The 14289-nt window shown below is 68.6% G+C and carries 11 protein-coding genes; 3 read left to right on the top strand and 8 right to left on the bottom strand.

The genetic code is table 11. The features are described from left to right. The first annotated feature begins 48 nt into the window (after nt 1-48). The 3 genes from OO67_RS02675 to OO67_RS02665 all read left to right on the top strand — a co-directional run bounded on the left by OO67_RS02675 (nt 49) and on the right by OO67_RS02665 (nt 4233). Complete coding sequence (locus OO67_RS02675) at nt 49-1029, top strand: HNH endonuclease (RefSeq protein ID WP_033296911.1); 981 nt, start codon at nt 49-51, stop codon at nt 1027-1029. 499 nt (nt 1030-1528) lie between these two features. Then, entirely contained in the window at nt 1529-2596 is a 1068-nt protein-coding gene (locus tag OO67_RS36170) for a DUF262 domain-containing protein (RefSeq protein WP_157841648.1), read from the top strand. A gap of 1280 nt (nt 2597-3876) precedes the next feature. Then, complete coding sequence (locus OO67_RS02665) at nt 3877-4233, top strand: type II toxin-antitoxin system VapC family toxin (RefSeq protein ID WP_244300004.1); 357 nt, start codon at nt 3877-3879, stop codon at nt 4231-4233. Between the two features lie 200 nt (nt 4234-4433). Here the strand turns inward: OO67_RS02665 and OO67_RS02660 are convergent, their stop codons facing one another. From OO67_RS02660 to cobN, 8 genes are all read right to left on the bottom strand, one after another. Then, nucleotides 4434-5951 (bottom strand): oxygenase MpaB family protein, encoded by a 1518-nt coding sequence (locus OO67_RS02660; protein ID WP_078597570.1) that lies wholly within the window; start codon nt 5949-5951, stop codon nt 4434-4436. Further along, nucleotides 5948-6811 (bottom strand): polyprenyl diphosphate synthase, encoded by an 864-nt coding sequence (gene uppS / locus OO67_RS02655; RefSeq protein WP_078597568.1) that lies wholly within the window; start codon nt 6809-6811, stop codon nt 5948-5950. The genes OO67_RS02660 and uppS overlap by 4 nt, the downstream gene beginning before the upstream one ends. Before the next feature lie 457 nt (nt 6812-7268). Further along, entirely contained in the window at nt 7269-7754 is a 486-nt protein-coding gene (locus OO67_RS02650; RefSeq protein ID WP_033296908.1) for a DUF4234 domain-containing protein, read from the bottom strand. Nucleotides 7755-8087: 333 nt separating this feature from the next. Then, a complete protein-coding gene (locus tag OO67_RS02645; RefSeq protein WP_033296907.1) occupies nt 8088-8498 on the bottom strand; it encodes a VOC family protein in 411 nt (136 codons plus the stop codon). Nucleotides 8499-8503: 5 nt separating this feature from the next. Further along, nucleotides 8504-8953: a helix-turn-helix transcriptional regulator gene (locus OO67_RS02640; protein WP_033297024.1), complete on the bottom strand. Its 450-nt coding sequence runs from the start codon at nt 8951-8953 to the stop codon at nt 8504-8506. 85 nt (nt 8954-9038) lie between these two features. Then, a complete protein-coding gene (locus tag OO67_RS02635) occupies nt 9039-9653 on the bottom strand; it encodes a VOC family protein (protein ID WP_033296906.1) in 615 nt (204 codons plus the stop codon). A gap of 178 nt (nt 9654-9831) precedes the next feature. Beyond that, a complete protein-coding gene (locus OO67_RS02630; RefSeq protein ID WP_033296905.1) occupies nt 9832-10581 on the bottom strand; it encodes an IclR family transcriptional regulator in 750 nt (249 codons plus the stop codon). Nucleotides 10582-10666: 85 nt separating this feature from the next. Beyond that, on the bottom strand, nt 10667-14266 hold the full coding sequence (gene cobN / locus OO67_RS02625; RefSeq protein WP_033296904.1) for a cobaltochelatase subunit CobN: 3600 nt from the start codon (nt 14264-14266) through the stop codon (nt 10667-10669). Between the last annotated feature and the right edge of the window lie 23 nt (nt 14267-14289).

Here is a 14289-nt window from a genome sequence, read left to right as displayed (position 1 = left end):
TCTTGGGGAGCAAGCCCGGATGCCGGCGGGCGCTCGTAAGCTCCCCCCATGACTGGGGTGGAGATCATGGCAACCGGGGCTGGTGACAGGGCTTGGTCCTTCCTTATCGCGGGCGAGGACCGGCAGTTCCAGGGGAACACGGGCTACGAAGACGTCGTGGAGGAGTCCTACAGCTACGACTCGACCGTGGGGAACCATCTCCGCGTTGCCGTCGGGGACCTGGTGGTCGTACGGAGCGGGCGTGAAGCCCTTGGCGTCGGTTTCGTGGAAGCATTGGAAGTGCTGCCAGGCCTGGAGAAGCTGCGTAGTCGGTGTCCTCAATGCGGCAGCACGGGCTTCAAGGAGCGCACCACGGAGCGGCCCCGATTCCGGTGTAGTCCCTGCACCACCACGTTCGACGAGCCGACAGTCGAGATGCTGCGGGTCACGGGCTACAGAGCTCACTACGGAGGAACTTGGCAACCTCTCGAAGGCTGCCTGGACAAGACGCGGTTGGCAGAGCTCAGCCTGAGCAAGTCCGACCAGCAGTCCATCAGGGCCATGGATAGGGAGCGAACTCTGGAGGCGGTGTCTTCGAGAGGTGTCCGGCTCCCCAGGCAACGGCGAACCTCAGGTGCCGATAGGCCTCATCCATTCGAGCTGCCGGGAGGTCGCCGGCGAACGACAGCCGCGGCTCGACGAGGGCAGGACGCTTTCCGCAGGGCCTTGATCCGTGAATACGGGTTCATCTGCGCCATCACAGGCGCGGCGCCAGCAGAGGTCCTGGAAGCTGCGCATCTCCGCCCATTCGCCAACACGGAGCGGCACCGTGTCGAAGAGGGACTGATGCTGCGCTCGGACATCCACCGACTCTTCGACAGCGGCCTGCTCACCATCGCGCCCGGCCTGGCCGTGTGCGTCGCACCGAGCCTGGCCGGCCACACTCTGTACAGCACCCTGGAAGGAGCTCCTCTGCACATCTCGGAGGACGCCCCGGTGGATCGTGAGGCGATCGCAGAGCATTATTCAGCGACCATCGCCACTTGGTGAAGCCCGGAGCAGTAACCGCACGGCCAACCTGCGCTGCTGCTCTGTGCCCCGCTCCAGCCCGGACGTCGGCCGCTCGCCTGACAACTTGGGTTGCTGAGCGGCGAACCACGATACGCCCGAGGCAGTATGCGGGTGCGGATCAAGTGTGCCTCCGGCGAGGGCGCTAAAACTCCTGGATGGAGGGGGCTTCGTAAGCGGGTGTGGGCCGCCGGTTGTAGAGGTGGGAACTTCATCCCGTCTGCCATCGACCCAGCGAGAGCCGAACAGACACGGCATCGGGCGTCCAGGTGAAGGCAGACGGGATGGAAGTTGAGGTGCCGGTGGAGGGGCGCCTCCCGCCGACGGCCCTCCAAGTACGAGCTCTCTCCAATATGAGCCCGGCGCCTCAGATACAACGTTTCGTCCTAAAACGGCCTCACGCAGTCGCCTCTGGGGCTAGGCTGGCCTGATTATGATGCTGCTCGTCCGTTGAACACTGGTAGTCCCAGGAGGAGTAATAGTGCAGGGTAGCGCCCCCCAAACCTTCACCATTGCCGAGTTCTTGAAATGGAATGACGATGATGAGTTGAACCTTAATCCGATATTTCAGCGCGGCCCGGTATGGTCCCCACCTGCACGCAGCTACCTCATCGACTCGATCATTCGCGGGTATCCCATTCCGAAACTTCTCCTTCGCACCAACATCGATAGAGATACGCGGCGAACAATTCGCGATGTTGTAGACGGTCAGCAGCGACTCAGGACCATCATTGAGTTCGCCGCAGGGAAGTTTGCATTGACGACAAAGGCTGGCGAGTACCGAGGGAAGCGATATGCAGACCTCAGCGACGACGAGAAAGACGACTTCCTCGCTTACAAGCTCACATGCGAACAGTTGCTCAACGCGAGCGACGATGACGTACTGGAAGTATTTCTCCGCATTAACTCTTATGCCGTACCAGTTAACGGGCCAGAGCTACGGAACGCGCGATTCGATACCGACTTCTCCTCACACGTGAAGCAACTTTCTCACGCGGTTCGCGACGTATGGGACCTTGGCGTAATCTCACGCCGCGAGCGTGTCCGAATGGTGGACCACTCGACCGTTGCCGAGCTGGTCGGCTATCTCATCAACGGCGTCGGCGAAGGAGCAGACTCCAATATCACTAAACTTTACGAGCAGCATATGACCACTACCGCGGCGTCACTCCCTGGCGAGGACCTGTTCGTAGACGTCATTTCGACAGTTGAAGACCTCCTTCAGGAATTCCGCGGCGAAGCAATTGTCGGCCGCCCTCACTTCCTCATGCTGGCTGCCGCAGTGATGTACGCCAAGGGAAAGCTCCCAGACGGGCGTCTCGACTTCACGCGCGTCGAGGATGCAAGCGAGATGCTTCGGGATCGCACCCAGATCATCAAGGCTATTGGCGACCTCAACACGGCGATCGAAACACCTACCGAGGACCTTGACCCCAGAGCCCTTCCCTTCATCGAAGCGCGCCAAAGCAGTCAGCGAATGCCCAGCCGCCAGGCCCGCTTCGAATACTTCTGCCACGCACTTGCCGGAAAGTCATTTTACGACCTCTAGGGGGAGTTGTGCCTACGCAGCCCCTAAAGGCAATTAGTGCTAATTTCGCTCAAGAGGCAGACGAGATCGAGGCGGCATTCCATTCGACTGCAACTAGCGGCATCGTCAACTCCTACAAGGTCCCCTACGCTCCAGCCGTAGAAGGGTGCATCACCTCACTATGGGACGCTTGGGGAAGGTTCAATCGGGCAGTCATAATTCTAAGCGCTAGCGGTGACGTCCAGGGGATTTTGGGTGCCACCTACAGCCCTGGCCAACCACGTACCGAGCATCAGGCAATTCGAAAACTTGCGGCAGACGCCCCTCTCCGATCGAATCGAATCAAGCTCCTTGGGGGCGAGCCGATATGGTCTGCCCCGGAGATGCTGCTTGACGTCTGCCAAGCTCTAGACCTAGCCGCAGTCCACCCACTTCACGCCGCCGTGACATCCCACACTCTGACCCTGCCATACAATCAGTCGACATCAAACCCGATCGTCGAGATTCGAGCAGTTCGAAACTACTGTGCTCACAAGAGTGACGACACGTATCGAAAATTGCGTCGCTTCTTTCGACCCGGCATGACCAGTGTTCACGCTCATGCGCGGCAAAAAGTAAGTGGAATTCCGCGGTTTGTTCATTGGGTCGATTGCTTGAAAGTCATCGCCGAGGCCGGAGTTAACTAGCCTATTCTCCGACCCGGCGGACTTACCGGGGCGTTCCTGGGTGCTCTACCTGTGGACAACGCCCACCGCCACGGAGCCGGGTTGAGCTCAGCAGCCGTGAGGCAAGGGGACCGAGCAACCGGCGGCCGTTGTCCTGTTCTTTGTTCAGTCCGCCCGTGTCCGCCGAGGTTCAACGTCGTTCGCCGCCTCTCGCTGAGCTGCAGAGCGGCCGCACATGAACGCTCGCGAACAGCCACTCGCACAGTTGGAAAGCGTGTTGGGGGCAACCCCTCACGAGTTCGAATCTCGTATCCTCCGCCATTGCTCTCACCGGGCAATACGTTGAAGGGCCCCGCAGCTTGCTGTGGGGCCCTTCGGCGTTGGTGATTCCAGTTCTGGTCTCATTCATTACCGGCATAAGGAATATTTCGACAATACGCTTCGTCGTGCTCCGGTCCGCTGGTTGCGCCCACGTCGCCCCCAGCCGGGCGTCCACCCCTTCGCCGCCGCCCGCCCTTCCTGGCAAACACCGGCCAGGTTTTCCCCGGCAGCCCACGTCCCGCCACGACCGCCTGACCGCCGGCCTGGCGGCCTGGCGGCCTGGCGGCCACGAGACCGCGCCGGTAAGGAGCTGCCGTGCGCGGCGACCGGAAGATGATCGCGTGGCTCGACCTCGCAGCCCGGGGTGAAGCCGAGGTGGTCACGTCTCCGATGACGCTGGTCGAGGCGTACGACGGCAGAACCACCCAGAAGCGCTGGGACTGGGTGCACTGGGTGCATTCCCGGCTCGACGTCGCCTGCATCGGGAAGGACGAGGCCCGCCAGGCCCGCCGCCTGCTGACAGACGCCAAGCTGCAGGGCCACGAGTACGCGACCGACGCCATACTCGCTGTCGTCGCGCGCCGGCAGAAGGGGCAGGTCACCGTCTTCACCTCGGACGTGGACGACCTGGAGAGGCTGGTCCCGGGGTCGACCGTCGTCAAGAAGGTATGACCCTGCGCTCCGGTCTCAGTCCTGCCCGTCGTCTGCTGGGATCAGCCCCAGCTCGCGTGCAGCATGCGGCTCCTCCGCATGCCGTGCTCCGTCCGACGTGGGTGGTGGGGCGGGAGAGATCTTCGGAAAAGGTCTCGATACCGCTCATTGCACCGTTGCTCAGCCCGGACGGGCTCCCCCCGTAGCGCGGTCCGGAGCCCCTACGCGTCGGAGAGCAGTGCGTCGTACGGGGTCGAGCGCTGACGGCCTGACATGAAGGCGAGGAAGTCCCGCACGAACGCGCTCCGGGAGTATCGCCCTTCGGCGTCCACGACGGATCGCGCGAAGCCTCTCCTGAACAGGGCCCGGTACTCCTCGGCGTCGATGAACTGGTCGCCGTCCGTGTCGGTGACGCCGAAGAGGACCTCGGCGACCCTGATCAGCGCCGGGCCGGCCAGGGACGGGACGGCTGCCGCGTACTCCTCCTCGCTCACCCGGCCGTCCCCGTCGCTGTCCAGGGCCGCCTGGAGTTCTCGCCACCACGCGGCGAACGCGTCGTACAGCCGGGTCTCCTCCGGCTCGTCGAGATCGAGACGGGAGCAGAGCTCCCGCGCCATGGCTGCGAGATCGGGCCAGTCCAGGAAGCCGTCCCCGGTCTGGTCGAGCACCTCGCTGAAGAACTCGCGGGCACTGCGCCGGCTCTCGGCCCCGCCCGCGGCGCCCGTACCGTCCTGCTGGGCCGGTACGGGCGTGATCAGCCGGAGCAGTGCGCCGGCCCGCTTCATCCGGGCGCGCAGGGCACTGAGCGTCTCGGCGTAAGGGCCGTCGCCGTCCGGTGACAGCTGGAGCAGGCTGACGAAGTTCTCGGTCCGGATCCAGTCGTCGGGCAGGGCGCGGGCCAGGCGGGTGGCCATGTAGGCACTCTGCATCAGCGTCTGGGCACCGGGAACCTCCGGCAGTCCCGCCCGGCGGCGGAAGGCCTCCGGGAGGGAGGCCACGGTGATGGTGCCGAGCACCGGCCCTGCCAGCGCGCGACCGGTCGCCCAGACCGTGGGCAGGCCTGCGAACAGCGGCGGCGCCGGCAGATGTTCGAAGAGCCTGAAGAGGATGATGCGCAGCGCCTCCGTGTTCTGCAGTTCCTCCGCGACCATGCGGTCGAAGTACTGCCAGAACTCGGGCAAGGTGGGCGGAAGGTGGCCCGCCTCTTCCCCCAACGCCGCCAGGAAGGCGCGGAATTCGGCGTAGAGCTGCTCCATGGTGGCCTGGTCCAGGGGCTGCCCGCTCAACCGGCACATGGTGACGGAGCTCTCGAAGAGCGTGGCGACCACCCACGCCCGCACCTCGGGGTCCATGGCGTCGTAGGGCCGGTTGCCCGCGTCCGTGCCGCTCAGCCGCGAGTGCAGGCGGTTGAGCCGCGCCGCCTCCCGCTGCCGTGTGTGTTCGTCGGCTCCGAACATGCGCTGCAGACTCACCAGGGTGTTGTGGAGCCGTCGCCACGGGTGCACGACGAAGGAGGAGTTGTCGGCCAGTGCCGCGCCGATCTGCGGGTGGGCGGCTTCCAGCACCGTGGCCCTGACGACGGCCAGTGCCCAGCGGGGATCGTTGAAGAAGCGGTGGAACTGCGACCCGGGGCCGAAGAGGGATTCGGCCGGCGGTTCGGTGGCCTGGCCCCGGTCCTCGTGTGGGCCCGAGGCACCGGGACCGGTCCGCGTGAACTGGTTGCTGTCCGTGTTCTTCACTTCTGGAACTCTCCGTTCGCCTGCGGCGTCACTCCGCCGAAGCGGCGGTCGCGGCTCCGGTAGTCGTGCAGGCACTCCAGGAAGTGCGGCGCACGGAAATCGGGCCAGAGCACCGGCGGGAAGATCCACTCGGCGTAGGCCACCTGCCAGAGCATGAAGTTGGAGATGCGCTGTTCGCCGGAGGTACGGATGACGAGATCCACGTCAGGCGTGTCGGGAACAGGCAGGTGCGCGGCGAAGCACGCCTGGTCGACGGATTCGGCGGGCACCCCGGCGCGGATGAGGGACCGCGCCGCGGAGACGATGTCCTGACGCCCGCCGTGGTCGAACGCCACCGTGAGCGTCATGCCCCGATTGGCCTCGGTGAGTGTCATCAGGTCGGCGAAGTCCTGGGCCAGGGGGGCGGGGACCCTCGGATCCCCGGCTCCCAGGAATCTGCAGCGGATGCCCCGTGCGTGCAGCAGCGGCGCGTGTTTGCGCACCACGCGCCGCACCAGACGCATGAGGAAGTCGATCTCCTCGCCCGGGCGTCGCCAGTTCTCGGTGGAGAAGGCGTACAGGCTGAGCCACTCGACCCCCGCCGACCGCGCCGCCTCGATGACGTCGATCACCGTCGTCTCGGCCGCCCTGTGCCCCGACGTACGCGGCAGGGAGCGCTGCTGCGCCCACCGGCCGTTCCCGTCCATCACGCACGCGACATGGCGGGGCACCGGGCGTTGCCGCTCCTGGCCGGACGGGCGGCGTGGTTGTGCCGGAACCGTCGGGGAGGTGGGGGCCTTCGGCTGCGTGCCGAGGGTGCCGGCCGTCGTACCCCCCGCGTGCGCCTGGCGGCCGGCCCGTCCTGCTCCACCGGGTGTCATGAAGCGCCCCCTTCGACTCGCGTCCGCAGTCCGTGCCGGAGCCTGGCCCCGGCAGGGCGGGGCATCCCCCGCTGCTGCGCCCCTCCAGCAGAGTGCCGGTACCGGGCCCACGGCGCACCGCGATGCCCGCATGTTCACCCGTAGAACGTCAGTCGGAGCTCACACCGGTCTCAAGCAGGCGGACGCGGGGGAGGACGAGGCCCTGACGGCCTGAGGGCTCCCGGCGGCACGGGGCCGTGCGGTCACAGGTACGCGGTTCTGTCGCCGCACTCGCCGTCCCGCACGACCGCCGGGGGGCAGGGCACGGCGGCGGCGTGGGTGCGGACGCCGCGGAGGGCCTCTACGGGAGTGGACGACCGCCCGATGCGCATCGAGCGGTCGTCCACGACTGCCGGGACCCGCGCCGGAGCGGCCAGGCGTCGGCTTCCTCATCCGACCCCGACGGTCGGAGAGTGGTTCAGGCCGCGAGGGCCACAGGGGCACCGGGGGCGACATCCGGGTAGGCGTCGACGACCAGGTTGAGCTGGCGCTGCATGTACCAGACGTTCAGGCCGAAGACGAACATCAGCCACATGCTCGTGGCCGGGCTGCACGTCACCGGCAGGCCGGCGGCGCGCTGCGCGTTCGCGATGGCCTTGCCGGTGTTCTTGAAGGAGATCAGCGGGGCTATCACGGTCCACCCAAGGAAGAGCAGGACCAGCATGCTGCCCGCCGGCTTCAGGGTCTGGCGCCGGTCGAACTCCTGCAGCTCGTTGTGGATCTTGTAGTACCAGACCAGCTGGTAGATCCCGAGGGTGATGAGGGTCAGGCCCAGCCACACGGCGACGGGCCCCCGGCGCTTCATGGCCTGCCCCGGCAACTGGGCGGCGCCGGGTGCGACGACACCTCCGGCCTGGCTGGGAACGCTCGTGCTGAGCGCCGTGTCGGGCTGTGTCTCTGACATGTGCTGGGCTCCATCTGCTGGTTCTGACTTCAGGCGCAGCAGCATGGCACAAGTGAAGGTTTGGTGAAGGCAGTTCGGGGGTGGTTTGGAATTCGTCATGGTGTTGTGATCATTACGCCGCCCCACAGAGCCGCCCAGAGGGCTTGTGGAGCGCGGGAGTTGAGCCGTCTGCTGCGGTTCGTCCCCCACAGGGCGCGTACCCCCGGCGGAGGGCGGGGTCCATCGAATCCCTCCACGAGCCCGGCCCCGTGCGTGCCGACCGGACGTGCGTCTCACGCCCGCCCCGGGGAAGCTCCCTCCACCCCAGCAGCAACGGCCGGGGGGCGCGGGGGATCAGCGCAGTTCGCGGATGCGGATCTGGTTACCGGCGGGGTCGCGGAACGCGCAGTCGCGCACCCCGTACGGCTGCTCGGTCGGCTCCTGGACGACCTCCGCGTCGCCGGCCTGCAGCTTCTCGAAGATGCCGTCGAGGTCCCTGGTGGCCAGGAGGATCCAGCCGTAGGTTCCCTTCGCCATCATCTCGACGACGGTGCGGCGCTCATCCTCGGTGATGCCCGGGTCCGCGGCCGGCGGGGCCAGGAGGATGGATGTGCCGGGCTGGCCGGCGGGGCCGACCGTGATCCAGCGCATCGTGCCGGTTCCGACGTCGCTGCGGACCTCGAAGCCGAGCGTGTCGCGGTAGAAGGCCAGGGCTGCGTCCGGGTCGTCGTGCGGGAGGACGCTCGTATTGATGGTGATGTCCATGGCGCTCACGCTAGCGGCGGCTCGGCGGCGCGTGCTTCTCGATTCCTGACCGGTCTCGTCACCTGTTTCGCCACGCACGGCGGCACGCCCGCGGTCCCGCCCGCCGCCTGACGCCGGTAGGCGCTGGGTGGCATGCCGACCAGCTCCGTGAAGCGCGTGCTGAAGGTGCCCAGCGACGAGCAGCCGACCTCGAAGCAGACCTCGGTGACGCTGAGGTCCCCACGACGCAGCAGCGCCATCGCGCGCTCGATCCGCCGTGTCATCAGGTAGCCGTACGGCGACTCGCCGTAGGCGATCCGGAACTGGCGGCTGAGGTGTCCGGCGGACATGTTCACGCCCCGCGCGAGAGCCTCGACGTCCAGCGGCTGTGCGTACTCCCGGTCCATCCGGTCGCGGACGCGGCGCAGCAGCGCCAGGTCGCGCAGATGCTGCGCCTCGGTGGGTCTGCTCGTCACGTCCGTGATGGTGCCACGCCCGCCCGGAGCAGCCCAGCGCATTCAGCTCGACCGGCCCTCGCACGGCCGGGGGTACGGGCGCACCTCACCCTGACGTCTTCTCCCACTCGAAACCGTCCGGGTCGGTGAAGGGGACGCTGTCGCTGTCGAGCACGATCCGGTGCGATCCGGCCCCGTCGGGCGCGACCCCGGCGTCCTTGGCCAGGGCACGACGGCCGTAGAGCGCCAGCGTGACAGGGGCCGACGGGGTGGCGAACTCGACGTACTTGCGGCCGAAGCTCTTGCCCACGGTGAGACCGCGGCCGACGTAGAAGCGCTTGCTCGCGAGTACGTCCTCCACGCCCAGCAGGAGCACGAAGCGGTCGATCTGCCGGGTGTCGGGCCCCTTGTCCTTCTTCGCCGAGGTGGCGATCTTCCACAGGGCCCCGTCGGGAGCCCGTACGACACCGCCGTAACCCCAGAAGGACTTCGTCGCGGGCTTCACCGGCGTGGCGCCGGCGTCGAGGGCGGCGTCGATGAGGCCGTTGACGGTGGACGGCTGCGGGACGGTGAGCGACAGCGTGTAGCCGCGGAACCCGGAGGCCGGCGCCTCCGTGGCCCGCACACGCAGCCGGGTGCCCAGACCGAAGGCGGTGGCGTAGAACTGTTCGGCGGCGGTGGGGTCGGTCGCCTCGAGGGTGACGGATGCGAGGGAAGTCATGGAACGAAGCTATGGCGGCTCCGTGCCACGTGCTTCTCGATTCCTGACCGGTCCGGCCGGCGGGCCCGTGCCACCCGCGCCCCCGGCCCGGTACCGCGTGCACGACGGCCCACGGTGGCCGACGCGGGACGCCACGGCGGTCCCCGACGTGGGCCCGGTCCCCGCGTCGCCGCGGTGCTCAGAGGTCGAGGGCGAGGCCCCTGCTCACGCGGTTCGCCGAGGCCAGCAGGCTTTCCGTGACGTGTCTGGTGCGGTACATCCGGTCCGCCCGGAACGAGACCCCGAGCGAGCCGAGCCTGTTGCCGCTGTGGACGGGGACCGCGATGCACGTCGTGCCGAGGTCGTACTCCTCCCGGTCCATCATCACCGGTGCCGACGTCGATGATTCGAGCTGCCGGATGAGCTCCTCCCGGTGGGTGATCGTGCGCGGTGTGAGGTCGGCGAGGGCGTGCCGTGCCAGATAGTCGCGGCGTGCTTCGTCGTCCAGCTCGCGCAGGACGCACTTGCCCAGGGCCGTGGCGTGCCCGGCGTCCTTGAACCCCACCCAGAGATCGACCTTCGGCGCCTTCGGGCCGTCGACTATCTCGGCGATCCGGATCTCGCCGTCCTCGTAGAAGGTGAGGTAGGCGGCGGCGGACAGGTCGTCGCGCAGCGCGGCCAGAGCCGGGCGGATCCGGTTGACCAGGTCCTGGGCGGAGTGACCGCCGTGCAGTTTGGCGCCGAGGACGTAACCGCCGTCGTCGAGCCTGCGGAGATAACCGTCCTGTGTGAGGCTCCGGAGGAGTTCGTGCGCCCCGTCCAGAGGAAGCCCCGCGTCCCGCGCCAGTCGCTCGGCGGGCGCGCCACTTTCGTGCGCCCCCACGGCCTCCATCAAGCGGAACGCGTGCTGGACGGATGTGATGGGCGCGTGGCCTGCTCGGTCACCCATTCCACAAGCGTGGACCCGTTGCCCGGAGAGGGCAAGGCGGAACCGCGGGACGCCGGCCGGAGGACTCTCCGGCCGGCGTGCTCCCTCAGTCCTCGCCCTCCAGGTCGCCCTCGGTCTCCAGGAACACCTGGCGCAGGGCTTCGAGCACCGCCGGGTCGGGCTTCGCCCACATCCCCCGGGACTCGGCTTCCAGGAGGCGCTCCGCGATGCCGTGGAGGGCCCACGGGTTGGCCTGCTGGAGGAACTCGCGGTTCGCCGGGTCCAGGACGTACGTCTCGGTCAGCTTGTCGTACATCCAGTCCGCGACCACGCCCGTCGTCGCGTCGTACCCGAAGAGGTAGTCGACCGTCGCGGCGAGCTCGAAGGCACCCTTGTAGCCGTGGCGACGCATCGCCTCGATCCACTTCGGGTTGACCACCCGGGCGCGGAAGACCCGGGACGTCTCCTCGACCAGGGTGCGGGTGCGCACCGTCTCGGGGCGGGTCGAGTCGCCGATGTACGCCTCGGGGGCGGTGCCCTTCAGCGCGCGTACGGTCGCGACCATGCCGCCGTGGTACTGGAAGTAGTCGTCCGAGTCCGCGATGTCGTGCTCACGGGTGTCGGTGTTCTTCGCCGCCACCGCGATCCGCTTGTACGCGGTCTCCATCTCGTCCCGGGCCGGGCGCCCGTCCAGCTCACGGCCGTAGGCGTAGCCGCCCCACACGGTGTACACCTCGGCGAGGTCGGCGTCCGTACGCCAGTCGCGGGAGTCGATGAGCTGGAGCAGCCCCGCGCCGTACGTCCCCGGCCGGGAGCCGAAGATACGGGTGGTGGCGCGCCGCTCGTCGCCGTGGTCGGCCAGATCGGCCTGCGTGTGGGCCCGTACGAAGTTCCGCTCGGCGGGCTCGTCGAGGGAGGCCGCCAGGCGCACGGCGTCGTCGAGCAGGCCGATGGTGTGCGGGAACGCGTCGCGGAAGAAGCCGGAGATGCGCAGCGTGACGTCGATACGGGGGCGGCCCAGCTCCTCGTACGGGATCGCCTCCAGGCCCGTGACCCGGCGGGAGGCGTCGTCCCAGACGGGGCGGACGCCGAGCAGGGCGAACGCCTCGGCGATGTCGTCACCGGCGGTGCGCATCGCGCTGGTGCCCCACAGGGACAGGCCGACGGAGGTCGGCCAGTCGCCGTTGTCGGTGCGGTAACGCTCCAGGAGCGAGTCGGCGAGGGCCTGGCCGGTCTCCCAGGCGAGGCGGGAGGGGACCGCCTTCGGGTCGACGGAGTAGAAGTTCCGGCCGGTCGGCAGGACGTTGACCAGGCCGCGGAGTGGCGAACCGGACGGACCGGCGGGGACGAAGCCGCCGTTCAGCGCGTGGACCGCGTGGTCGAGCTCGTCGGTCGTCGCGGCGAGGCGGGGCACGACCTCACGTGCCGCGAAGTCCAGGATGTCCGCGACGGCCTGCGGGTGACCCGCGGCCACACCCGTGACGGCTGCCGGGTCCCAGCCCGCGTCGTCCATGGCCTGGACGAGCGCACGGGCCTGCTCCTCGGTCGCGTCGGCGGCGGTGCGGGTGGCCGCCGACTCGTCCAGGCCGAGCGCCTCGCGCAGGCCGGGCAGTGAGGCCGTGCCGCCCCAGATCTGGCGGGCGCGCAGGACGGCGAGAACGAGGTTCACGCGGTCCTTGCCGGCCGGGGCGCCGCCCAGCACGTGCAGACCGTCGCGGATCTGTACGTCCTTGATCTCACAGAGCCAGCCGTCGAGATGCATGATGAATTCGTCGAAGCCCTCGTCCTCCGGCCGGTCCTCCAGGCCCAGGTCGTGGTCGAGCTTCGCGGCCTGGATGAGGGTCCAGATCTGGGCGCGGACGGCCGGGAGCTTGGCCGGGTCCATCGCCGCGATCTGGGCGTGCTCGTCCAGGAGCTGTTCGAGGCGGGCGATGTCGCCGTAGCTGTCGGCGCGCGCCATCGGCGGCACGAGGTGGTCGACGAGGGTGGCGTGCACGCGGCGCTTGGCCTGGGTGCCCTCTCCGGGGTCGTTGACCAGGAACGGGTAGACCAGCGGCAGGTCACCCAGCGCGGCGTCCGGACCGCAGGCGGCGGACAGGCCGGCGTTCTTGCCTGGGAGCCACTCCAGGTTGCCGTGCTTGCCGAGGTGGATCATCGCGTCGGCACCGAAGCCGTTGTCGTCGGCGGACGCGGCGATCCAGCGGTAGGCGGCCAGGTAGTGGTGCGAGGGCGGGAGATCGGGGTCGTGGTAGATCGCGATCGGGTTCTCGCCGAAGCCGCGCGGCGGCTGGATGAGGATCAGCAGATTGCCGCGGCGCAGGGCCGCGAGCACGATGTCGCCCTCGGGATTGCGCGACCGGTCGACGAACATCTCGCCGGGCGCCGGGCCCCAGTGCTCCTCCACGGACGCGCGGAGTTCCGCGGGCAGCGTGGCGAACCAGCGGCGGTAGTCGGCGGCGGGGATCCTCACCGGGTTGCGGGCCAGCTGCTCCTCGGTGAGCCACTCCTGGTCGTGGCCGCCCGCCTCGATGAGCGCGTAGATCAGCTCGTCGCCGTCGCCGGAGACCAGACCCGGGATCTCTTCCTCCGGGCCGAAGTCGTAGCCCTCCTCGCGGAGCCTGCGCAGCAGGGCGACGGCGCTGGCGGGGGTGTCGAGGCCGACCGCGTTGCCGATGCGGGAGTGCTTGGTCGGGTAGGCGGACAGGACGAGCGCGATCCGCTTCTCGGCGGCCGGAATGTGGCGGAGCCGGGCGTGACGTACGGCGATCCCGGCGACCCGGGCAGCCCGCTCCGTGTCGGCGACGTACGCGGGCAGACCGTCCTCGTCGATCTCCTTGAAGGAGAACGGCACGGTGATCAGGCGCCCGTCGAACTCGGGTACGGCGATCTGGGTGGCCGCGTCCAGCGGGGAGACGCCCTCGTCGTTCTCCTCCCAGGCGGCGCGCGGGCTGGTGAGGCAGAGCGCCTGGAGGACGGGTACGTCGAGACCGGTGAGGGCGCCCGCGTCCCAGGACTCGTCGTCCCCGCCGGCCGACGCGGTGGCGGGCTTGGTGCCGCCCGCGGCGAGGACCGTCGTCACGATGGCGTCGGCCGCGCGGAGTTCGTCGATGAGCTCGGGCTCGGGCGAGCGGAGCGAGGCGACGTACAGCGGGAGGGGGCGGGCGCCCGCGTCCTCCACGGCCGTGCAGAGCGCCTCGACGAACGCCGTGTTCCCGCTCATGTGGTGGGCACGGTAGTAGAGCACCGCGACCGTCGGGCCGGTGACGTCCCTGGCGGTCCGTTCCAGCGGGCCCCACGCGGGAGCCGGGGCGGGCGGCTCGAAGCCGTGGCCGGTCAGCAGCACGGTGTCGGAGAGGAAACGCGCCAGCTGCTCCAGGTTGGCGGGGCCGCCGTGCGCGAGGTAGGCGTGCGCCTCCGCCGCGATGCCGATGGGCACGGTCGACGCGGCCATCAACTGGGCGTCGGGGGCCTGTTCACCGGTGAGCACGACGACCGGCCGGCCGGTGGCCAGCACCTGGTCGAGCCCCTCCTGCCAGGCACGGACACCACCGAGGAGACGCACGACGACGAGATCCGTGCCCTCCAGGAGCTGCGGCAGGTCCTCGACGGAGAGCCGGGACGGGTTCGCGTAACGGAAGCCGACCGGGCCGCCGGAGGCACGGGCGCTGAGCAGGTCGGTGTCGGACGTCGACAGGAGCAGGATCATGCGGCGTCAGTCCTTCCCCGGGG

Origin of the sequence: Streptomyces atroolivaceus (genome assembly GCF_000717025.1) — a bacterium.
GTDB classification, from domain to species: domain Bacteria; phylum Actinomycetota; class Actinomycetes; order Streptomycetales; family Streptomycetaceae; genus Streptomyces; species Streptomyces atroolivaceus.
This window is presented reverse-complemented; position numbering and strand designations above follow the sequence as displayed.